This window comes from Pseudomonas sp. PME37.24/025, from assembly GCF_055556615.1.
Genome location: NZ_JBVHNK010000005.1, coordinates 273,356 through 295,798, shown reverse-complemented (window position 1 = coordinate 295,798; position 22,443 = coordinate 273,356). Strand labels below are relative to the sequence as shown.

At 59.7% G+C, this 22,443-nt stretch carries 16 protein-coding genes and 2 pseudogenes; 7 read left to right on the top strand and 11 right to left on the bottom strand.

What is annotated here, in order from left to right; translation table 11 throughout:
• Positions 1-91: 91 nt before the first annotated feature.
• The 3 genes from preA to hydA all read right to left on the bottom strand — a co-directional run bounded on the left by preA (position 92) and on the right by hydA (position 4,336).
• On the bottom strand, positions 92-1,366 hold the full coding sequence (gene preA, locus ACZ3HH_RS11715) for an NAD-dependent dihydropyrimidine dehydrogenase subunit PreA (protein ID WP_465804716.1): 1,275 nt from the start codon (positions 1,364-1,366) through the stop codon (positions 92-94).
• Positions 1,367-2,734, bottom strand: coding sequence for an NAD(P)-dependent oxidoreductase (locus ACZ3HH_RS11710; protein ID WP_465804831.1), 1,368 nt, complete (start codon positions 2,732-2,734; stop codon positions 1,367-1,369).
• Between the two features lie 162 nt (positions 2,735-2,896).
• A complete protein-coding gene (gene hydA, locus ACZ3HH_RS11705; protein WP_465804714.1) occupies positions 2,897-4,336 on the bottom strand; it encodes a dihydropyrimidinase in 1,440 nt (479 codons plus the stop codon).
• Between the two features lie 622 nt (positions 4,337-4,958).
• On the opposite strand from hydA, the gene ACZ3HH_RS11700 reads away from it, so the two are divergent.
• The 4 genes and pseudogenes from ACZ3HH_RS11700 to ACZ3HH_RS11685 form a co-directional block, all read left to right on the top strand.
• Positions 4,959-6,443, top strand: a complete 1,485-nt coding sequence (locus ACZ3HH_RS11700; RefSeq protein ID WP_454834945.1) for an NCS1 family nucleobase:cation symporter-1 — start codon at positions 4,959-4,961, stop codon at positions 6,441-6,443.
• 150 nt (positions 6,444-6,593) lie between these two features.
• The gene (locus ACZ3HH_RS11695) at positions 6,594-7,877 is read left to right on the top strand and encodes a Zn-dependent hydrolase (protein WP_465804712.1); all 1,284 of its coding nucleotides are present in this window, start codon (positions 6,594-6,596) and stop codon (positions 7,875-7,877) included.
• 205 nt (positions 7,878-8,082) lie between these two features.
• Positions 8,083-8,245, top strand: a pseudogene (locus ACZ3HH_RS11690) (carboxymuconolactone decarboxylase family protein); the annotation flags it as partial.
• Positions 8,246-8,248: 3 nt separating this feature from the next.
• Positions 8,249-8,464 (top strand): annotated as a pseudogene (locus ACZ3HH_RS11685) (sigma factor); the annotation flags it as partial.
• A 630-nt stretch (positions 8,465-9,094) separates the two neighbouring features.
• Here ACZ3HH_RS11685 and ACZ3HH_RS11680 read toward each other — a convergent pair.
• The 4 genes from ACZ3HH_RS11680 to ACZ3HH_RS11665 all read right to left on the bottom strand — a co-directional run bounded on the left by ACZ3HH_RS11680 (position 9,095) and on the right by ACZ3HH_RS11665 (position 13,845).
• The gene (locus ACZ3HH_RS11680) at positions 9,095-10,210 is read right to left on the bottom strand and encodes a Gfo/Idh/MocA family protein (protein WP_465804710.1); all 1,116 of its coding nucleotides are present in this window, start codon (positions 10,208-10,210) and stop codon (positions 9,095-9,097) included.
• A 312-nt stretch (positions 10,211-10,522) separates the two neighbouring features.
• A complete protein-coding gene (locus ACZ3HH_RS11675) occupies positions 10,523-11,290 on the bottom strand; it encodes an SDR family oxidoreductase (RefSeq protein WP_461972678.1) in 768 nt (255 codons plus the stop codon).
• A gap of 38 nt (positions 11,291-11,328) precedes the next feature.
• Positions 11,329-12,396 carry a phosphotransferase family protein gene (locus ACZ3HH_RS11670; RefSeq protein ID WP_465804708.1) on the bottom strand — a complete coding sequence of 356 codons (1,068 nt, stop codon included), beginning with the start codon at positions 12,394-12,396 and terminating at the stop codon, positions 11,329-11,331.
• Between the two features lie 477 nt (positions 12,397-12,873).
• A complete protein-coding gene (locus ACZ3HH_RS11665; RefSeq protein WP_465804706.1) occupies positions 12,874-13,845 on the bottom strand; it encodes a 2-hydroxyacid dehydrogenase in 972 nt (323 codons plus the stop codon).
• Between the two features lie 449 nt (positions 13,846-14,294).
• Here ACZ3HH_RS11665 and ACZ3HH_RS11660 point away from each other — a divergent pair, with 449 nt between their 5' ends.
• Positions 14,295-15,575, top strand: a complete 1,281-nt coding sequence (locus ACZ3HH_RS11660; RefSeq protein ID WP_367371783.1) for a serine/threonine transporter — start codon at positions 14,295-14,297, stop codon at positions 15,573-15,575.
• Positions 15,576-15,775: 200 nt separating this feature from the next.
• Here ACZ3HH_RS11660 and acnB read toward each other — a convergent pair whose 3' ends face one another.
• Positions 15,776-18,376: a bifunctional aconitate hydratase 2/2-methylisocitrate dehydratase gene (gene acnB / locus ACZ3HH_RS11655; protein ID WP_465804829.1), complete on the bottom strand. Its 2,601-nt coding sequence runs from the start codon at positions 18,374-18,376 to the stop codon at positions 15,776-15,778.
• 407 nt (positions 18,377-18,783) lie between these two features.
• Here acnB and ACZ3HH_RS11650 point away from each other — a divergent pair, with 407 nt between their 5' ends.
• Positions 18,784-19,254, top strand: a complete 471-nt coding sequence (locus tag ACZ3HH_RS11650) for a DUF1289 domain-containing protein (RefSeq protein WP_048394589.1) — start codon at positions 18,784-18,786, stop codon at positions 19,252-19,254.
• A gap of 115 nt (positions 19,255-19,369) precedes the next feature.
• On the opposite strand, the gene ACZ3HH_RS11645 is transcribed toward ACZ3HH_RS11650, so the two are convergent.
• Entirely contained in the window at positions 19,370-20,233 is an 864-nt protein-coding gene (locus ACZ3HH_RS11645; RefSeq protein WP_465804704.1) for a universal stress protein, read from the bottom strand.
• A 162-nt stretch (positions 20,234-20,395) separates the two neighbouring features.
• Here ACZ3HH_RS11645 and ACZ3HH_RS11640 point away from each other — a divergent pair, with 162 nt between their 5' ends.
• Entirely contained in the window at positions 20,396-21,004 is a 609-nt protein-coding gene (locus ACZ3HH_RS11640; protein WP_008010271.1) for a MiaE family protein, read from the top strand.
• A 65-nt stretch (positions 21,005-21,069) separates the two neighbouring features.
• Here ACZ3HH_RS11640 and ACZ3HH_RS11635 read toward each other — a convergent pair whose 3' ends face one another.
• The gene (locus ACZ3HH_RS11635; RefSeq protein ID WP_123359712.1) at positions 21,070-21,558 is read right to left on the bottom strand and encodes a GFA family protein; all 489 of its coding nucleotides are present in this window, start codon (positions 21,556-21,558) and stop codon (positions 21,070-21,072) included.
• A gap of 197 nt (positions 21,559-21,755) precedes the next feature.
• Positions 21,756-22,373: a DNA-3-methyladenine glycosylase family protein gene (locus ACZ3HH_RS11630; RefSeq protein WP_465804702.1), complete on the bottom strand. Its 618-nt coding sequence runs from the start codon at positions 22,371-22,373 to the stop codon at positions 21,756-21,758.
• Positions 22,374-22,443: the final 70 nt, after the last annotated feature.

Genomic DNA, 22,443 nt, shown 5'->3' with positions numbered 1-22,443 from the left:
GGGTTCTCGGTGTACACGGAAATTGTGTACGACATAAATCACTGTGGGAGCGGGCTTGCCCGCGATGGCGTCCGTTCAGGCACCGCAGGGCTTAAAGGACAACATGGTAGGGATTGCGCGGATCATGGTTCCAATCCAGAAACGGCTTGCCGGTGTCCATCGTCACCATCTCGATGCAATCCTGCACCGGGCACGTGATCTGGCACAGATTGCACCCCACGCACTCATCATCGATCACTTCATATTTGTGCGTCCCGTCCGCCTGCTTAAGGCTCGCAATTGCCTGGTGCGACGTGTCTTCGCAAGCAATGTGACAACGACCGCAGCCGATGCACGCCTCCTGATCAATCTTCGCAATCACCTGATAGTTCATGTCCAGGTACTTCCAGTCCGTGGTATTGCCCACCGCACGCCCGGAAAACTCTGACACGCTGACGTAGCCCTGAGTGTCCATCCAGCGTGACAAACCGTCCTTCATCTCCTCGACAATCCGGAAGCCATGCAGCATTGCCGCCGTGCACACCTGCACCGCGCCGCTGCCCAGGGCAATGAATTCCGCGGCATCGCGCCAACTGCCAATCCCGCCGATGCCGCAGATCGGCAAGCCTTGTGTCTGAGGATCGCGGGCGATCTCGGCGACCATGTTCAACGCAATCGGCTTCACCGCCGAACCGCAATAACCGCCATGGGTGCTTTGGCTGCCGACGGCGGGATTGGCGACCATGCGTTCCAGGTTGACGCTGGTGATCGAGTTGATGGTGTTGATCAGCGACACCGCATCAGCCCCGCCCCGGTAAGCGGCACGGGCGGCGACGCGGATGTCGGTGATGTTCGGCGTGAGTTTGACAATCACCGGCAGCGAGCAATAGGTCTTGCACCAGCGGGTGACCTGTTCGACGTATTCCGGCACCTGGCCGACCGCCGCGCCCATGCCCCGTTCCGGCATGCCGTGGGGGCAGCCGAAGTTCAGTTCGATGCCATCGGCTCCGGTGGCTTCCACCAGCGGCAGGATGTTTTTCCACGACTCTTCAACACAGGGCACCATCAGCGACACGATCAGCGCGCGGTCCGGCCAGTCCTTTTTGACCTGGGTGATTTCCCGCAAGTTGATTTCCAGTGAACGGTCGGTGATCAGCTCGATGTTGCTAAAACCAAGCACCTCCCGATTAGCCCCGAAGTGTGCTGAGTAACGCGACGATACGTTGACCGCCGCCGGGTCTTCACCCAGGGTTTTCCAGACCACACCGCCCCAGCCAGCCTCGAACGCGCGGACCACGTTGTAGGCTTTGTCGGTCGGCGGCGCGGAAGCCAGCCAGAACGGATTGGGGGCCTTGATGCCGGCGAAAACAATCGAGAGATCGGCCATTTACGCAGCCTCCACGTTGAGCATGAGTTGAGCGTTGATGGCCTCGGCGGCCAGCTTGCCGTGCTGCACGGCCTGCACGGTGAGGTCCTGATCGAGGCTGGTGCAGTCGCCGCCGGCATACACGCCAGGAATGCTGGTGCGCAGCTGTTCGTCGACGAGGATGCGGTCGCCCTGACGCTTGAGTTCACGGGCCAGCGGATCGGCAAGAGCGCTGTTGTCGAAGGCCTGGCCAATGGCTTTGAAGATCGCGTCGGCGGCCAGTTCAAAGGTTTCACCAGTGGTTTGCAGGCGACCTTCCGCCATCCGGGTGCGGGCGAAGCGCATGCCGCGTACCTTGCCCTGATCGTCGAGCAGCACCTCTTGCGGTTGCGCCCAGGTCAGCAGGCGCACCTGATTGGCCTTGGCGATGTCCTGTTCGTGACCGGTTGCGCCCATGTCCTCGACGCCACGGCGGTACACCAGATTCACATCGCGAGCGCCGAGGCGAGCCATTTGCACGGCCATGTCGATGGCGGTGTTGCCGGCGCCGAGGACTATGCAGCGCTCGGCCAGCGGCAGTTGCGTCAGGTCATCGGCCTGGCGCAGTTCGCGGATGTAGTCGGTGGCGGCGAGCAGGCCGGGGGCATCCTCCTGGGCCAGCCCCAACTGTTTGCTGGCGGCCAGGCCGAGGCCGAGGAACACCGCATCGAATTGCTGATGCAGTTCACTGAGGGTCAGGTTATCGCCGAGTTTCTGCCCGTGGCGAATCTCGATTCCGCCAATCCCCATCAGGAACTCAAGCTCCTTCTGCGCGTAATCGTCCACCAGTTTGTACTTGGCGATCCCGTATTCGTTGAGGCCGCCAGCCTTTTCCCGGGCTTCGAAAATCACCACATCATGGCCGTGCATCGCGCTGCGGTGCGCGCAGGCCAAACCGGCCGGGCCGGCACCCACCACGGCGATGCGCTTGCCGGTTGCGACGGCGCGCTGGAACGGATGTTCGCTGAAGTGTGCGTTGTCCACGGCATAGCGTTGTAACAGGCCGATCAGCACCGGCGCGCATTCCTCGGCGTTGTTGCGCACGCAGGCTTGCTGGCACAGGATTTCCGTGGGGCAGACCCGGGCGCAACTGCCGCCGAGGATATTCGCCGAGAGGATTTTCTGTGCGGCGCCCTGAACGTTTTCCTGATGGATATTGCGGATGAACGATGGAATGTCGATGTCGCTCGGACAGGCATTCACGCACGGCGCGTCGTAGCAATACAGGCAGCGCGAGGCTTCCAGATGCGCCTGGCGGTCGTTGAGTGGCGGTGCCAGATCGGTGAAATGGCCGGCGAGGGCGGCTGCGTCCTCATGTGGATGGGGGAGGTGGTTCAGGGTCTTGATCACGGTGTTGGCCTCACGATTATTTGAGGTGCTGCCTCTGGTGGGCATTGGTTTGTTGTTGCTTGACCGGGCCTCATCGCGGGCAAGCCCGCTCCCACAGGGTTTTGTGAACACTGAAGATCCCTGTGGGAGCCGGGCTTGCCCGCGATAGGCCGAAGGCCGCTCTTAGCGTTTCACAGCAACCGGCCTGCACAACTCAGCTCGCTTGCTCAGCAAATCAAACACCGCCGGATACGCCGGCCGTTCGACATACCGACCGGCACCACGCTCGGCCCGCAAATCACCATCGGCCCACACCACTCGGCCCTGGCTGACGGTGTGGCTCGGCACGCCGCGCACGGTCTTGCCTTCGAAGATGTTGAAGTCGACTTGCTGGTGATGGGTCTTGGCTGAAATCGTCCGCGTCCCTTCCGGGTCCCACAGCACCAGATCCGCATCAGCGCCCACACGGATCGCACCCTTGCGCGGATAGAGGTTGAAGATCTTCGCGGTGTTGGTGGAGGTGAGGGCAACGAAGTGCTGCATCGACAAACGTCCGGTATTCACCCCTTCATCCCAGAGCACCGCCATGCGGTCTTCGATCCCGGCGGTGCCGTTGGGGATCTTGCTGAAGTCGTCACGGCCGGCGGCTTTTTGCTCGGCGCAGAAGCAACAATGGTCGGTGGCGGTGGTGTGCAGGTTGCCCGCTTGCAGGCCATGCCAAAGGGCTTCCTGATGGCCGCGAGGACGGAAGGGCGGGCTCATCACGTAACCGGCGGCGGTCTGCCAGTCCGGGTGTTGGTAAACGCTGTCGTCCAGCAGCAGATGCCCGGCCAGCACTTCGCCGTAAACCGGTTGGCCCTTGCTGCGGGCGTAGGTGATTTCGTCGAGGGCTTCCTTGGTCGAGACGTGGACCAGGTACAGCGGCGTGCCGAGGGTTTCGGCGATGCGAATCGCTCGGCTCGCGGCTTCACCTTCCACTTGCGAAGGCCGCGACAGCGGGTGCGCTTCCGGCCCGGTCATGCCCTGGGCCATCAACTTGCGTTGCAGGTGATAGACCAGCTCGCCGTTTTCCGCGTGCACGGTCGGCACCGCGCCCAGTTCCAGACAACGCTCGAAACTCGCCACCAGCGTATCGTCGGCGGCCATGATCGCGTTCTTGTAGGCCATGAAATGCTTGAAGCTGTTGACCCCATGATGGCTGACCAGCTCGGCCATTTCCTCGCGGACCTGCTCGCTCCACCAAGTGATGGCGACGTGGAAACCGTAGTCCGACGCCGACTTCTCCGCCCAGCCGCGCCATTGATGAAACGCCTCCATCAACGATTGCTGCGGGTTGGGAATCACGAAGTCGATGATCGAGGTGGTGCCGCCGGCAAGCCCCGCCGCGGTGCCGCTGAAAAAGTCTTCGCTGGCCACCGTGCCCATGAAGGGCAGCTGCATATGAGTGTGCGGGTCGATACCGCCGGGCATCAGGTATTGACCGCTGCCGTCGAGCACTTCGGCATCGGCGGGAACATCGAGGTTTTCACCGATGGCTTTGATCACGCCGTCGGCGCAATAGACGTCGGCGCGATAACTTTCATCATGGGTAATAACGGTGGCGCCACGGATCAACAGAGACATTCCGAGTTCCTCGCAGGCATTGACCGACTGATGCCGGTTCTAAATGTTTTATATGAAGCAGACGCTAATCGGTGTATTCCTGTCAGCGCTGTCAAGAATAGACGCTAGCTGCAGTTTACGGATTGAGCAAGAATATTTTTTATAAGCTTATGGCTGTTTTAACTGATTGAAAAATAACGATTAAAACTGAAAATCACCAAAATGGTGAGGCCTCTCACCATTTTGACGCACTTGACAGGTTCCAAAAATAGACGAGATTTTCTATGTGAAATCAGCCGCTTGAGGATGGTCTATGGTTGATGCGCAATCTTTCAAAAAAGATCGACGCACCAGATTGAGTCCTGACTGTTCGGACAACTTGCCTGACATTCGGCCTGAGTGGCATGGCAACTGACTGCGGATTCAATAGTTGGATAAATAAAGCTGATTAACATCAGTTGGTTAGCGAAATTTTATGGCACTGCCCGATGCGTAAGCGGGGCACCCGGCACGTTTTTTGATGCCGCCGCTGACACCTTGGCCGGTCCATGAAAGTTGTCAGTTTCTCCGGCCATCGTCCGGCTCGCGCGCGTTGCGCCAGCCGCTGGTGAGCAAAAATAATCAAAAAAACAGTGGAGCGGCCATGCAACAGATTAGATCGCAAGTGACCGAGCGCGACGGCTTGTTTGAGCTCGAAGCCGGCAGCGATGTCCTCGACAGTCCCCGTTACAACCACGACATGGCACCGACCAAGGTGCGTGAACGAACCTGGAACAAATGGCACATCACCGCGTTATGGGTCGGCATGGCGATCTGCGTACCGACCTACACCCTCGGCGGCGTGCTCACTGCTTATTTCGGACTGACCGTCGGCGAAGCGCTGCTGGCGATTCTGTTCGCCAACATCATCGTACTGATCCCGCTGACCCTGAACGCCTTCCCCGGCACCAAATACGGCATTCCATTTCCGGTGTTGCTGCGCTCGTCCTTCGGCATCCTCGGCTCCAACATTCCGTGCCTGATCCGTGCCCTGGTGGCGTGCGGCTGGTTCGGCATCCAGACCATGTTCGGAGGGCTGGCGATTCACCTGTTTCTCGGTTCGGTGTTCGATGACTGGAAAGCCCTCGGCGGCACCGGTGAAGTGATCGGCTTCATGCTGTTCTGGGCCTTGAACCTGTGGGTGGTGATTCGCGGCGCGGACTCGATCAAATGGCTGGAAACCCTCTCGGCACCGTTGTTGGTACTGGTGGGCGTGGGGCTGCTGGTATGGGCGATGCCGAATGTATCGATGACTGAACTGATGGCGATCCCGGCCAAGCGTCCGGAAGGGGCCAGCGTGGTCAGTTACTTTGCCGCCGGGCTGACTGCGATGGTCGGATTCTGGGCCACCCTGTCGCTGAATATTCCGGACTTCAGCCGCTACGCGAAAAGCCAGAAGGATCAGATCGTCGGGCAGATTATCGGCTTGCCCCTGACTATGTTCCTGTTCGCCTCCCTTGGCGTGGTGATGACAGCCGCGTCGGTAAAACTGGTGGGCGTCACTGTCTCTGATCCGGTCACGTTGATCGGCCATATCCAGAGCCCGGTCTGGGTCGCCCTGGCCATGGCGTTGATCATCATCGCCACGTTATCGACCAACACCGCGGCTAACATTGTTTCGCCGACCAACGACTTTCAGAACGTCGCGCCCAAGATCATTAACCGCACCAAAGCGGTAATTCTCACGGGGTTGGTTGGCTTGGCGCTGATGGCCCATGAACTGTTGAAGAAACTGGGGCTGATCGTTTCGGATTTGAGTCTGGAGACGGTGTATTCCAACTGGTTGCTGGGCTATTCCAGTCTGCTGGGCCCGATCGCCGGGATCATGGTGGTGGACTATTTCCTGATCAAGAAACAGCAACTGGATTTGGCAGGCCTCTACCGCGACGACGTTTACCCGGCGTGGAACTGGTTCGGTTTTATTGCATTCGGTGTGCCGGTGGCGTTGACGCTGCTGTCGCTGGGCAGCGATGCGTTCAGCTGGTTCTACAGCTATGGCTGGTTTACTGGCTCGGCCCTTGGTGGGCTGATTTATTACGGGTTGAGCGTGATGCGGCCGAGTCCTACTGCTGTGAAATCGGCGGTGTGAGGGATGGCCCCTTCGCGAGCAAGCCCGCTCCCACATGGATTTTGTGAACACTGAAATCCCCTGTGGGAGCGGGCTTGCCCGCGATGACGGCCTCACAATCACCACAAATTTCCATGAAGAAACCTATAACAACTGCCTGAGGAGATCACCATGAACGCTGCCATAGACGTTCTGCAGTCCACCCATCAGCACATCAATCGCGACCGTCTGTGGCAGTCGCTCATGGACCTGGCCAAGCTCGGTGCCACGGTCAAGGGCGGCGTCTGCCGGCTGGCACTGACCGACCTCGACCGCCAGGCCCGGGACATCTTCGTGAACTGGTGCGAGGAAGCCGGCTGCACCGTCAGCATCGACGCCGTCGGCAACATCTTCGCCCGCCGTCCGGGGCGCAATCCGAACCTGCCGCCGGTGATGACCGGCAGCCACATCGACACTCAACCCACCGGTGGCAAGTTCGACGGTTGCTTCGGCGTGCTGGCCGGGGTCGAAGTCTTGCGCACCCTCAATGACCTCGGCGTGGAAACCGAAGCGCCGCTGGAAGTGGTGGTCTGGACCAACGAAGAAGGCTCGCGCTTCGCCCCGTGCATGATGGGCTCCGGCGTGTTCGCGGAAAAATTCACCCTCGAAGAAACCCTGGCCAAGGTCGATGCGGAGGGCGTGACGGTCGGCGAAGCCCTGAACGCCATCGGCTACGCTGGCCCGCGCAAAGTCAGCGGCCACGCCGTCGGTGCGTATTTCGAGGCCCACATCGAGCAAGGCCCGATTCTTGAGGACGAGCGCAAAACCATCGGCGTGGTGATGGGCGCTCTCGGGCAGAAATGGTTCGACCTGAAACTGCGCGGCGTCGAAGCCCACGCCGGCCCGACGCCGATGCACCTTCGCAAGGATGCTCTGGTCGGCGCCTCAGTGATCGTCGGCGCGGTCAATCGCGCCGCCCTCGGCCATCAACCCCACGCCTGCGGCACCGTCGGCTGCCTGCAAGCCTACCCCGGCTCGCGCAACGTGATTCCCGGCGAAGTGCGCATGACCCTGGACTTCCGTCATCTGGAACCGGCGCGACTCGATTCAATGATCGCCGAAGTTCGCGAAGTCATCGAAACCACCTGCGAGGAACACGGCCTGACGTTCGAACTGACCCCCACCGCCGACTTCCCGCCGCTGTACTTCGACAAGGGTTGCGTCGAAGCAGTACGCGGCGCCGCTCAAGGGTTGGGTTTGTCGCACATGGACATCGTCAGTGGGGCAGGGCACGACGCGATCTTCCTCGCCGAACTCGGCCCGGCCGGGATGATCTTCGTGCCTTGCGAAGGCGGCATCAGCCACAACGAAATCGAAAACGCCGCGCCCGATGACTTGGCTGCCGGATGTGCGGTGTTGTTGCGGGCGATGCTGGCGGCTTCGGATGCGATTGCCCGCGGTGAACTTGCTGCCTGAAGATCAAAAAATCGCAGGCTTCGCCAGCTCCTGCATTGAGCGTGTACACCCATGGATGTACGCAACCCCTGTAGATGCTGGCGAAGCCTGCGATCTTTTGTCTTTTTACATATTAAAAATTGCCCCGCGTCACAAACCCGAATCCTCAATCGTCATCCTGTTGCCCCCCTAAAATTGCGGAGCAACACGATGTCGTCCAACACCCGAACGTGCGGCGCTGGCCTGGACCGAAGCCCTGACCGTACTCGATGAAAAGACCGATTACGCCACCCTGCGCGAGCATTTCAACGATGCTCAGATCGGTGCCTTGACGGCCGAGATCGGCATGATCAACCTGTGGAACACGTTTGCAGGTGTCGAGGCACTGATCGATGAATTCCGCTGAAAACGCCACCGCTGTATTCGCGCAGCGCAGGCCCTTTTGGCTCGGTCTGGCGTATCGCATCCTCGGCTCGCGCACCGAAGCCGAGGATGTGGTGCAAGAGCTGTTCATCAAGTGGCTGGAGGCCGACCGGGCCTCCATTGCCACGCCGGCCGCCTGGCTTACCACCGCTTGCACCCGGCACTGCATCGACCTGTTGCGCTCGGTGACGCCAAAGATGCTTATCTGACGCTCAAAGTAATCAGAAATAAGTGATCAGGTGTTACCTATGTGACTGAACTCTTCTGTTACCTATGTGGTTGATCCCTTCATGCCAACCATTCGGTGACTCGCCCTGGCTCGGCATGCCCTCACTCCGGCATCGCCCCCTGTGCAATGCCTGCGTTCGGCCTCTGGGAAAGGGGCGGGTAGGTCAAGATCAAAAGCCAAAGCCAGTCTATCCGGTGTTTTTCTGGCATTGGCGGGTGGCTGGGCTATAAGGAATGCGAGGGTATTCTTTTTCTGTGACGGGGCCGCGGGTGTGCGGTGTGGTTTTTGTGTCGCGGAAAATGTCGATTACTTACCGCGGGTCAGCCTATGAACAGTTTTGGGATACGTATTTTTTCGCCACTGTCGCTCGTACTCTGCGCGGCGATTCTGGGTGGTTGCGCCAGTCCGCCGCCTCCACCACCCGCTGCGCCGCCACCGCCACCGGTTCGTACCTGTCAGACTTCCGAAAACACTGATGTGCAGGGTGATATGAGAGCTGAAGGGCAGGTGACCCGGACCACGACCCTGACCCGTTGCGTCACTCAGTAAGCCTGCTCCGGTGTAATGGTGTGGCTTGAGTAGCGGGTCAGACTTCCTCGATCCTGACCCACCGCGACTCTTGTGCCGCCAAACGAATCGCCGTCGCCAGGCGTTCGACTTCCCATGCCTGTTCGAAATCCGTCCCATCCTGACTTAGGCCGGCCAGTGCCATCACCAACTCATGCACTTCAAGGGTCTTGAGTTCGTTGTAACCCAACTGGTGCCCCGGTGCAGGGCTGAAGGCGGCATAACCCGGTAAATCCGGCCCTGCCAGCAGCCGTTGGAAACCACCTTGCCCAGCGCGATACATCCGCAGTTCATTCAAGCGTTCCTGATCGAACGCCAGGGTGCCTCGGGTGCCGCTGATTTCAAAACTCAGGTGATTCTTGTAACCGTGTTTGAGCCAGCTACTGCTGAATGTCCCGCGCGCGCCGTTGGCGAACCGCAGCAAAGCGTGGACCTGATCGTCGACCGCGACCTCGCGCCGTTCCTGGCCACCTGACGTTACGGGGCGTTGCGCATGTACGGTCTGGGTGTCCGCGCACACCGCCTCGATGTCGCCCAGCAGATGACGAGCCATCGCCAGCAAGTGGCTGCCCAAGTCCGCCAAGGCACCACCGGCGTAATCGGCGTCGCAGCGCCAGGACCAGGGTGAAACGGGGTCGGCCATGAAGTCTTCGCTGAATTCGCCCTGGAAACTGATGATCTGCCCCAGCTCTCCGTTTTGAATCAAATCCCGAGCGAGGCCGATGATCGGGTTATGTTGATAGTTGTAACCGACCCGCGTCACCACGCCCGCAGCTTTTGCAGCCAGGCGCATGGCACTGGCCTGTTCGAGGTTCACCGCCAGCGGTTTTTCGCAGTACACCGGCTTGCCGGCGGCGAGGGCGGCCATGGCCATGGGGTAGTGCAGATGGTTAGGGGTGGTGATGGCGATCAGGTTGACCTTGGGGTCATTGATCAACTGCTGCCAGTCGCTGTGAGCCGCATCGAAGCCCCAAGCGTCGGCGCAATGTCGGGCGCGCTGCGGATCGGCGTCGGCGAGGGCGGCGAGTTTGAGCTTCAGCGGCAATTCAAAAACGGCGCTGACGTTGCGAAAGGCCAAGGCGTGGGCACGGCCCATGAAACCTGTGCCGATGAGTCCGATACCGAGTTCGCGCATAGTCGGGGTCCTTTGGGTTTTTGTTTTTAGGAGGAGTATTTATGGAATAAATATTCTCAATATGCAAATAGTAGAATAAATATTCTTATATTGAATCCTGTTTCTTTCCATGACTCAGGCCATCGTCGGGAAGTCTGATCGTTCCCGCGCTCCGCGTGGGAATGCAGCTAGGGACGCTCCGCGTCCCAAAGAGCGGACGCAGAGCATCCGATGAGGCATTCCCACGCAGAGCGTGGGAACGGTCAGTGGTGAGAGTGCTGAAAACTAAAAAGGCAGCCTTTTGGCTGCCTTCGGTTCATTCACAGAACCAGATCAGGACAGAAACCCCCCATCCACATTCAACGAAACCCCAGTCGTGTAGCTCGACGCATCACTCGCCAGATACAACACCGCACCGGCCATTTCACTCGGATCCGCCACACGCTTGAGCGGAATCTGCTGCAGCGCGGTTTTCAGGATGGCGTCGTTCTTCACCAGCGCCGAAGCAAACTTGGTGTCGGTCAGACCCGGCAGCAGGGCGTTGCAACGGATGCCGAATTGCGCGCACTCCTTGGCGAAGACTTTGGTCATGTTGATCACCGCCGCCTTGGTCACCGAGTAGATGCCCTGGAAGATCCCCGGCGAGATGCCGTTGATTGAGGCAACGTTGATGATGCTGCCGCCACCGTTGTCGCGCATCAGCTTGCCGGCTTCCACCGACATGAAGAAGTAGCCGCGAATGTTCACGTCAACGGTTTTCTGGAAGGCGCTGAGGTCGGTGTCCAGTACGTTGCAGAACTGCGGGTTGGTCGCCGCGTTGTTGACCAGAATGTCCAGGCGCCCGAATTGTTCGCGGATGCCGGCGAAGACTTGGGTGATCTGCTCCATTTCACCGATGTGGCAGGCGATGGCGGTAGCCTTGCCGCCGGCGGCGATGATTGCGTCAGCGACGTGCTGGCAGCCATCGAGTTTGCGGCTCGAAACGATGACGTGGGCGCCTTGTTGCGCCAGCAGTTTGGCGATGGCTTCACCGATGCCACGGCTCGCGCCGGAGACGAAAGCGATCTTGCCGTCGAGGTCGAACAACTGAGTCTTGGACATGATTTTTCCTTGTTTTTGGGCCCGATCAGCGGCCGTGATCAGAGGCTGGATTTCGAGATGACTTGCAGGCTCATCTGCTCCAGCAGTTTGTTCATGTGAATGAACTGTGCGAAGCGTTTGTCCTGGGTCTGACCATGGAAGAAGCGGTAGTAGATCTGCTGCACGATGCCAGCCAGACGGAACAGGCCGTAGGTGTAGTAGAAGTCGAAATTGTCGATCTGGATGCCGGCGCGCTCGGCGTAGTAATCGACGAACTCACGGCGGGTCAGCATGCCGGGAGCGTGGCTTGGCTGGCGGCGCATCAATTGCACCGGCGCAGGGTCGTCGGCTTCGATCCAGTAGGCGAGGGTATTGCCCAGGTCCATCAGCGGGTCGCCGAGGGTGGTCAGTTCCCAATCCAGCACGCCGATGATCTGCATCGGGTTCTCGGGGTCGAGGATCACGTTGTCGAAGCGGTAATCGTTATGGACGATGCTCGACGTCGGGTGATCGGCCGGCATCTTGTCGTTGAGCCAGGCCTTCACCGCATCCCATTTAGGTGCATCCGGGGTCAGGGCTTTTTCGTAGCGGTCGCTCCAGCCTTTGATTTGCCGCGCGACATAACCTTCGGGTTTGCCGAGGTCGCCCAGGCCATAGGCTTTGTAGTCGACCTGGTGCAGTTCCACGAACTTGTCGATGAAGCTCTTGCACAGAGCTTCGGTCTTCGCTGAATCAAGGCCCAGTTCCGGCGGCAGTTCGGCGCGCAGGATGATGCCCTTGACCCGCTCCATCACATAAAACTCGGCGCCGATCACTGATTCGTCGGTGCAGTGCACATAGGCTTTGGGGCAATAGGGAAAGCCGTCCCGCAGCTGATTGAGGATACGAAATTCGCGGCCCATGTCATGGGCGGACTTGGCCTTGTGACCGAACGGTGGCCGACGCAGGACGAATTCCTGTTCGGGGTATTCCAGCAGGTAAGTCAGGTTCGACGCACCGCCCGGAAACTGGCTGATTTTCGGCAAGCCGCTCAGGCCCGGAATGTGCGCCTTGAGGTACGGATCGATCAGGCTGGCATCGAGTTCTTCGCCGGAGCGGATACGGGTGGACTGGTCAGTAAGCGCCATGCTTATCCCTTCTGCTTATTTTGGAGGCCAGACATCATTGGCTAATCTAATGGTGCGCCGGGGTCGCCACAAGCGCGGCACGGACTTATAGGTTAGCGTGTTGCCGGATAATCAGCGTTCCTGATGTGCGAGCGCAGGCTCGGTGGACGAATGTCGGCCAGCATCGATATTGAATGTGCCGACGTCATCGCGAGCAGGCTCGCTCCCACAGGGATCTCGGTTGAGTACGGTATTTATGTACGACGGAGATCCAAAATGTGGGAGCAAGCCTGCTCGCGATGAGGCGATCTCAGTCAATACAAGGCTTTAAGCTCCGGCAGCATCGGTCGAGCGCCAAACCAACCCCGGCGCCTGTCGATACGCTCGCGGTGGCGGCATCGACCCCGGCCGCCATGCCGCCAGTCATCCCGGCACCCCAATACTCAGCGAACCCGCGAATAGTGAAGAAGCGTACCGATAACTGCTATTGGGCGTCCTTTAGTGATTGTGCAGGGTGGCTGCCGTCGGCGGCGGTAAAGCAATCGGGGTCAGGACCGGTTGACCGGAAAAAAACGCCGTCAGGTTTTTGCCAACCAGTTCCACGGTGCCTTGGGTGGCCTCCGGGGACAATCCGGCGACATGCGGGGTCAGAATCACGTTGGCCAACCCCTTGAGGGCGTCCGGCACCTGGGGTTCGTTATCGAAGACATCCAGCGCAGCACCGGCGATCCGTCGTTGTTCCAGCGCGCTGATCAGGTCTGCCGTGACGATAACGCTGGCCCGCGCGATGTTGACGATGAACCCCTGGGGGCCCAAGGCATCGAGCACCTGTCTGTTGATCAAGTGTTGGGTACCGAGCCCGCCGGGTGCGGCGACTATCAGAAAATCCGAGTGGCGCGCCAGTTCGGTCGGCGTCGAGCAGAAGCTGTAGGGCACGTCGCTGCGATGCTGGCGGTTGTGGTAACTCACGCTCATGTCGAAGCCGTTGGCCGCACGTTTGGCGATAGCGATGCCGACGGCGCCAAGGCCGAGGATGCCCAGGCGTTTGTCCGCCAGGGAAGGGCGCATGATTTTCGGCCACTCGCCCCGACGCACGGCAGCATCGGCCCGAGGGATATCCCGCACCAGTGCCAGCAGCAGCGCCATGGCGTGGTCGGCGACGGAAGAGGCATTGACGCCGGCCCCGTTGGTGACGGTGATGCCGCGGTCGGCGGCGGCTTGCAGGTCGACGTGCTCGTAGCCGGCGCCGATCACGCAGATGATCTTGAGGTTGGGCAGGGCGGCAATTTCATTGGCGTACAGGCCCAATGGGCCGCGCGTCAGCACCGCTTCGATCTGACTGCCCTGTCGGGCAATGGCGGCGGCGCGCTCGGCTGGGGTTGGGGCCAGAATCAGATGAAACCCCTGATGTTCGAGAATCGGCAGGTATTCATTGATGGTTTCAACCAGTACCAGAACAGTTGCGGTCATGCTGGGCTCCTGCGGGCAGCGGAATGTCGGGGGCTCGAACGTCGCTTCAGATTGCTGACCTCAGAGCGGTTTGGCAATGGCCAGGGTTTTGGCTCCCGGTGTCGGAGCTGGCGAAGCTTGCGATCCTTCTAATGACAACACTAGATCAGAGCGGGGCAGATGGAGAGGATTTGTCCGCAGCTCGTAGGAGAGAGGCGTGCCCGCGAAGAACGATAACGCGGTATTCCTGATGGACCGAGGCGACTGGTTCGCGGGCAAGCCACGCTCCTACAGGAGAACGCAGGTGCCCGCTGCATCTGATCCGCATAACCATTGCTCAGCTAAGTCTTTGCTTCTGTAGCTTAATCCCGGACAATCGCGCCCCTGTTTCGGCCAGGGCGCTGCCTGTCGGGTTTTTCCGACTCGTCCTGACCGGGTGGCAAGTGACCGGAAAGCGGAGATCCGACCGGATGAATGATCAGGCCAATAGCGTCGACGAACGCTATGTAGCGGCGACACCAGCGAGCCTCGAAAGCTGGAATCGCCATGACACCACCTGGATGCTGGGCCTGTTTGGCACGGCAATTGGGGCCGGTACCCTGTTTTTACCGATCAATGCGGGGCTGGGCGGCTTCTGGCCGCTGCTGATCCTGGCATTGCTGGCGTTCCCCATGACGTTTTACGCACACCGTGGCCTGACCCGCTTTGTGTTGTCCGGCCGCGAAGGCGCCGACATCACCGAAGTGGTGGAAGAACACTTCGGCATCAAGGCCGGCGCGTTGATCACGTTGCTGTATTTCTTCGCGATCTTCCCGATCCTGCTGATTTATAGCGTGGCCCTGACCAACACCGTGGGCAGTTTCCTCGAGCATCAACTGCACATCATGCCGCCACCGCGCGCCGTGCTGTCGTTCGTATTGATTCTCGGCCTGTTGGCAGTGGTGCGCTGCGGTGAGCAGATGATCGTCAAGGCCATGAGTCTGATGGTGTATCCGTTCATCGTCGCGCTGCTGTTCCTGGCGGTGTTCCTGGTTCCGCATTGGAATGGCGGCATCCTCAGCACCGCTACTACGCTACCTGAGCCCTCGGCGTTGCTGCACACCCTGTGGCTGGCGATTCCGGTGATGGTGTTTTCGTTCAACCATTCGCCGATCATCTCGGCGTTCGCGGTGGACCAGAAGCGTCGCCATGGCGTGCATGCCCAAGAGCGCAGCTCGCAGATCCTCTCCCGCGCCCACCTCTTGATGGTGGTGATGGTGCTGTTCTTCGTCTTCAGTTGCGTGCTGACCTTGTCGCCGGCGCAATTGGCGGAAGCCAAGGCGCAGAACCTGTCGATTCTGTCGTACCTGGCCAACCACTTCAGCAACCCGACCATCGCCTTCGCGGCGCCGTTGATTGCTTTCGTGGCCATTTCCAAGTCGTTCCTGGGTCACTACATCGGCGCCAGCGAAGGCTTGAAGGGCCTGATCGTCAAGAGCGGCAAACGCCCGACACCGAAGACGCTGGACCGCATGACTGCGGCGTTCATGCTGGTGGTCTGCTGGATCGTTGCCACGCTGAACCCGAGCATTCTCGGGATGATCGAAACCCTCGGCGGCCCGGTCATCGCGGCGATCCTGTTCCTGATGCCGATGTACGCGATCCGCAAGGTTCCGGCCATGGCGCGCTTTCGTGGTCAAGCCTCTAACGTCTTCGTGACGGCAGTGGGCCTGGTGGCGATTTCGGCGTTGATCTATTCGCTGACTGCTTGAGAATAGATCTTCCAGACACGCTGAATACCCTGTGGGAGCGGGCAAGCCCGTTCCCACATTTGTTTTATGTGATTCATGGTTCGCGCAAATCCCTGTGGGAGCGTGGCTTGCCCGCGATGAACGATAACGCGGTCTTCCTGAAGGCATAAAAAAACGCCGCTCATCTCACGATGGGCGGCGTTTTTTATGGCGTTGTAACGTTAGGCTTGAACGACCGGGATGTTGGCGTTCGCAGCAGCTTCACGGAACTCGGCGATCTGGTCGAAGGACAGGTAGCGGTAAACATCGGCCGCCATGCTGTCGATCTTGCCAGCGTATTCCATGTACTCCTCGACGGTCGGCAGGCGACCCAGGATCGACGCAACGGACGCCAGCTCGGCCGAAGCCAGGTAGACGTTCGCGCCGTCACCCAGACGGTTCGGGAAGTTACGGGTCGACGTCGACACAACAGTCGAGTTCGGCTCCACACGTGCCTGGTTACCCATGCACAGCGAGCAGCCTGGCATTTCCATGCGTGCGCCGGCCTTGCCGTAGATGCCGTAGTAGCCTTCTTCGGTCAGCTGGTGAGCGTCCATTTTGGTCGGCGGCGACAGCCACAGACGGGTTGGCAGCTGACCCTTGACCTGTTCCAGCAACTTGCCGGCAGCGCGGAAGTGACCGATGTTGGTCATGCACGAACCGATGAACACTTCGTCGATCTTCTCGCCAGCAACGCTGGACAGCAGACGGGCGTCGTCCGGATCGTTTGGCGCGCAGAGCACAGGCTCTTTGATGTCGGCCAGGTCGATTTCGATGACTTCAGCGTATTCGGCGTCAGCATCGGCAACCATCAACTCAGGGTTGGCGATCCAGGCTTCCATCGCTTGAGCACGACGTTCCAGGGTGCGCACATCACCGTAGCCTTCACCGATCATCCAGCGCAGCAGGGTGATGTTCGATTGCAGGTATTCGGTGATCGACTCTTTCGACAGCTTGATGGTGCAACCGGCAGCCGAACGTTCGGCCGAGGCGTCGGACAGCTCGAAAGCCTGTTCGATGCTCAGGTTGTCCAGGCCTTCGATTTCCAGGATGCGGCCGGAGAAGGCGTTCTTCTTGCCTTTCTTCTCGACGGTCAGCAAGCCAGCCTGAATCGCGAAGTAAGGAATGGCGTGAACCAGGTCACGCAGGGTGACGCCCGGTTGCATCTCGCCTTTGAAACGCACCAGGATCGATTCCGGCATGTCCAGCGGCATCACGCCAGTGGCAGCGGCGAATGCGACCAGACCGGAACCGGCCGGGAACGAAATGCCCATCGGGAAACGGGTGTGCGAGTCACCACCGGTGCCGACGGTGTCCGGCAGCAGCATGCGGTTCAGCCAGCTGTGGATGATGCCGTCGCCCGGACGCAGGGAAACGCCGCCGCGGGTCATGATGAAGTCAGGCAGGGTGTGGTGGGTGGTCACGTCGATCGGCTTCGGATAAGCCGCGGTGTGGCAGAACGACTGCATCACCAGATCAGCGGAGAAACCCAGGCACGCCAGGTCTTTCAGTTCGTCACGGGTCATTGGACCGGTGGTGTCCTGAGAACCGACGGTGGTCATCTTCGGTTCGCAGTAGGTGCCTGGACGCACACCGGCTACGCCGCACGCCTTGCCGACCATTTTCTGCGCCAGGGTGAAACCCTTGGTGCTTTCGATCGGGGCATCCGGTTTCTTGAACAGGTCGAACGCTGGCAGACCCAGTTCGGCGCGAGCCTTATCGGTCAGGCCACGGCCGATGATCAGCGGAATACGACCGCCGGCACGGACTTCGTCCAACAGCACCGGGGTCTTCATTTCGAAGGTGGTCAGGACTTCGTCGGTACCGTGCTTGCAGACTTTGCCAGCGTGCGGGTACAGGTCGATCACGTCGCCCATGTTGATGTTGGTAACGTCGAACTCGATCGGCAGAGCGCCGGCATCTTCCATGGTGTTGTAGAAGATCGGAGCGATCTTGCTGCCGAAGCAGAAGCCGCCAGCACGCTTGTTCGGCACGAAAGGAACGTCGTCGCCGAAGAACCACAGCACCGAGTTGGTGGCCGATTTACGCGACGAACCGGTACCGACCACGTCACCGACGTAGGCGATCGGGAAGCCGCTGTTGCGCATTTCTTCGATCTGCTTCATCGGACCGATGGAGCCTTGCACGTCCGGCACGATGCCGTCGCGAGCCATTTTCAGCATGGCCAGGGCGTGCAGCGGGATGTCCGGGCGGGACCAGGCATCAGGAGCAGGGGACAGGTCGTCGGTGTTGGTTTCGCCAGTCACCTTGAACACGCGCAGGCTGATCTTGTCGGCCAGCACAGGGCGGTTCTTGAACCACTCGCCGTCGGCCCAGGATTGCAGCACGCCTTTAGCGTGAACGTTACCGTTCTTGGCGCGTTCAGCGACGTCGTGGAAGGCATCGAACATCAGCAGGGTGTGCTTGAGTTCTTCGGCGGCTACGGGTGCCAGTTCGGCGTCGTCCAGCAGATTGACCAGCGTCACGATGTTGTAGCCACCCTGCATGGTGCCGAGCAGTTCAACAGCGCGTTTCTTGTCGATCAGAGGGGATTTGGCTTCGCCTTTGGCGAGGGCAGAGAGGAAACCGGCCTTTACATAGGCAGCTTCGTCCACGCCTGGCGGAACGCGATTGGTGATCAGGTCAACGAGGAAGGCTTCTTCGCCAGCCGGGGGATTCTTCAGCAGCTCGACCAGGCCTGCAGTTTGTTCGGCGTTTAGCGGCTGGGGAACGATACCCAGTGCTGCACGCTCTTCGATATGTTTGCGGTAGGCTTCAAGCACAGTTATTACCCTCATCAGTGGTCCCAAATGGGTGTCCGGGACGCTCATCCCGAAATTGCCGTACTCATGCGCTGCGTGGCGTTGTGGGCCGCTTAGCCAGAATTACCGGCAATTCCTTACAGAAGCTGCTTTCAAAGTTTTACGCCTGCAGAACGGGGAGCTGATGAGGGTTGGCGTCAGGTTTTTCACCGCTGAAAAACCCTTCGCCAACACCGCTCTGAAGGAACGACTGTGCTCGTGACGCTTTGAAAACAGCTTCTAACGGACATTGGCGCCTTAAAAGGCTGGCTGATTCTACGGCAAAAAAAAAATTTAGGTAAGTTAGCCCCTGAACTTTGAGGGGTGATGAATGTTAGACAAAGGGCTAACATGCTGACCTGTTCTGCTTTCCCGTGTTTTGCCTACCTATGCCCAATCAGACCATCAAGACCCCCTGCGTCGGCCTCTGCTCCACTGTTTACGGTGATCTGGTGTGCCGTGGCTGCAAGCGTTTCCACCATGAAGTGATTCACTGGAACGGTTACAACGAAGAAGAAAAACGCGCGGTGTGGCTGCGTCTTGAGCAACTGTTGTCACAGGTGATGGCCAGCAAGGTAGAGATTTTCGATCCCGCGTTGCTGCGTCTGCAGCTGGAGCAGCGCAAGATCCGCTTTGTGCCGCATCAGTCGGAATATTGCTGGGCTTATCAGCTGATTGCCCGGGGCGCGCGGGTCATCAACAATCTGGAAGCCTACGGGATGGTGTTGCTGCCGGAGTTCCGCGACTGGAACCTGCCGGAGCTGCGCGATGCCATTGATCGGGAATTTTTCCTGCTGTCCGAGGCGCATTACCAGCGCTACATTGCACCGGGGTTTCTCAAGGATGCCTTTGGCGGGTAACCCTTAAAAGCATCGCGGGCAAGTCGAATCGTCGCACCGCCGCTCCCACAGGTTCTTCATCGACCTTGTGGGAGCGGGCTTGCCCGCGATGGCGATCTACCTGACGCCGAAAATCTCAATGCTGGGTCACGATCTCTTCCAGATGATCCATGACCGTATCCGGCTTGAGCACCAGCACATCGCTTTCCAGCGCATCCAGCACCACTTCCGCCGTATTACCGATCAACGCCCCGGACAACCCGGTCCGCGCCACGGTGCCGATCACCGTCACCGATGCCCCCAATTTATGGGCCATATACGGAATCAACACATCCGCCGGACCTTCCTCGATGTGCAGATGGTCATCATCAATGTCGAACTCGGCCTGGAACGCCTTGCACTGCTCGCGATAACTGGCCTCGATGGTTTCTTTTAGCTGGAACGTCGGGTCAGCCGCCGACAGCATCGGCGACGGGTGAGCGCTGATCACGTGCAAATGGGCTTTGGCCAGGCTGGCGATGTCGTAGCCATGATCAATGATGCTGGCGTGCAAGGTGCGGTGTTCGCCGTCGATGTTGCCGACATCGATAGCCGCCAGGATGACGCCGCCGGTCCAGGGTTTCGAGGTTTTCACCAGCAACACTGGAGTAGGACAGGAGCGCAGTAGTTTCCAGTCCGCCGGGGTCAGCAGGGCCTTTTTCAATGCACTGTCGGGAAAGTGCTGCTTGATCACCAGCCCGCAGCCTTCGGCCTGCTGCACATCGACGATGGTTTCGTGCAGGCTCTCGTTCCAGGCCTGTTCGGTGGTGACGCTGTAACCGTCCTCCAGCAGGGCCGCCTTGAGCACTCCCAGCATGCCAGCGTGGTCATGCTTTTTATCGCAGACCAACAGGTGCAAATGGGCCTGGGTCACGCCAGCGATCAGTTTGGCCCGTTTGAGCGCCAGGCTCTCCGAGTGCTCGGGTTCGATGACCACCAGAATGCTGCGAATGGCTTGCATGATCGGAATCTCCCTGGAAGGTAAAAAACACTGCGTTGGACAACTATAGTTGCTGGTCGGCATTCAGCGACTTGATGCATATCAACGGTTGGCGGCTGGTGGTCTGTCGGCAGGCCGGTATAATCGGCGCCCTTCGTTCTGTACCTTTTATCCGTGAGCCCCATGATCCTTCCCGAAATTCACGAGTTCCTTGGCTGCCGCACGCCCGATGGCTGGGTCCAGGCCGCGCTGGCCGATCAGGAAACCCTGCTGATCGACCACAAAAACTGCGAATTCAAGGCGGCCAGCACGGCGTTGAGCCTGATTGCCAAATACCACTCCCACGTCGATCTGATCAACCTGATGTCGCGTCTGGCCCGGGAAGAGCTGGTGCACCACGAGCAGGTCATGCGCCTGATGAAAAAGCGCAAGATCGAGCTGCGTCAGCTGTCCGCCGGGCGTTACGCCTCGGGGCTGCGCAAAGTGGTGCGCAGCCACGAACCGGTGAAGCTGGTGGATACGCTGGTGGTCGGCGCCTTCATCGAAGCCCGCAGCTGCGAGCGTTTCGAGGCGTTGGTGCCGCATCTGGATGAGGAACTGGGCAAGTTCTACTTCGGTCTGCTGAAAAGCGAGGCGCGGCATTTTCAGGGTTATCTGAAACTGGCCTATCAGTACGGAGACGCCAAGGACATCGCTCAGGTGATCGACAAGGTTCGTGACGCCGAGCAGGCGTTGATCGAGTCGCCGGATGTGGAGTTTCGCTTTCACAGTGGTGTGCCGGTGGCGGCGTGATAAAGGCAGAAGATCAAAAGATCGCAGGCTGCGATCTTTTGGGGCCCTCATAAATCAGAAGCAGCCTAACGGCTCAACCCCAGGCGCTCATGCCATTGGGCGATGGACTCTTCGGGATAGACGTCGAACTGCTGGTCGCCCGGATGCGCCTCGACTTCCACCCACGGAGCCTTGGAACCGAGCATCAGGTGCGTGTGCTCTGGCGGCACCGGCAATGGAGTGTCGATGGCCGAGGCAAACGGATGAATCAACTCCGGCCATTCAGGGCTGAACAACCATAATCCCGAGCCGCAAAGAGAGCAGAAATGCCGCTCGGCGGTGCTGCGGCGGGCGCGTTTATCTCCTTCGTCCTTGAGCCGTGCATGGTAAATCGATATGTGCTTGCGACCGTGCACCTTGAGGCTGTCGGCATCGCCGCCCAGGTTGATCGCATAACCGCCACCGCCCTGGGTCTTGCGACAGATCGAGCAATAGCAGCGTTGATAAGGGTAGGGGTGGGCGCTGGTCAGGCTGAACGACACCGCGCCGCAATGGCAGGAGCCTTCGAGCTGCATGAGAACCTCCGACGGGTCTTGGGATGGCTCAAGACAGCCTGGACTGTCAGGGTTTCCGGGTAGTTGAATTCAGGGTGGCTGAGCGGCCGCTATTGCGGGCAAGCCCGCTCCCACAGGTTCCGTGGGAGGGACAAAAATCTGTGAACAGCCTCGATCCTTGTGGGAGCGGGCTTGCCCGCGATGAACGATAACGCGGTCTACCGGCTGGGCACCCGCCACAAATACCACGCTGCCACCGTCCGATAAGGACTCCACGCCAACCCGATTTCAATCATCTGCTTACGAGTCGGCTGTACCTCCAGCCCCTTCAGCCGCCGATAGCCCTCGCGCACGCCAAAGTCATCGGCCGGCAAAATGTCCGGCCGCTCCAGGCTGTAGATCAGCAGCATTTCCACCGTCCAGCGACCCACTCCGCGCAAGGTAATCAAGCGCTCGATCAACGCTTCATCGTCCATGGCCAACGCTGTGGCGTAATCCGGCACCACGCCTTCCAGAGCCGCCTGAGCGATGCCCTGAATAGTCGCGATCTTGCTGGCAGAAAACCCGCAACCGCGCATCTGTTCGAAGTCTGTCGCCAGAATCTGCTCGGGTCTGGGGAAGGTGCTTGCCGGAAACAACGCCAGCAGTCGGCCGACAATCGCATCGCCGGCCTTGGCATGCAGTTGCTGATAGGCAATCGCCCGCACCAGCGATTCGTAAGGGTCGCGAGCTGCATGGGGTTGATGCAGGCAGGGGCCGATGGCGCTGATGTGGCGTTGCCAGTCGGCATCGAGGGCCGAGAGAAATTCGCTGGCCAGTTGGTAGGTGTCGGGCATGGAACATCCTGAAACGCGGGTGACTGCGGGAAGATTAGTCGTCCCCCCGCAGCGCCGCACTCCATTGCTT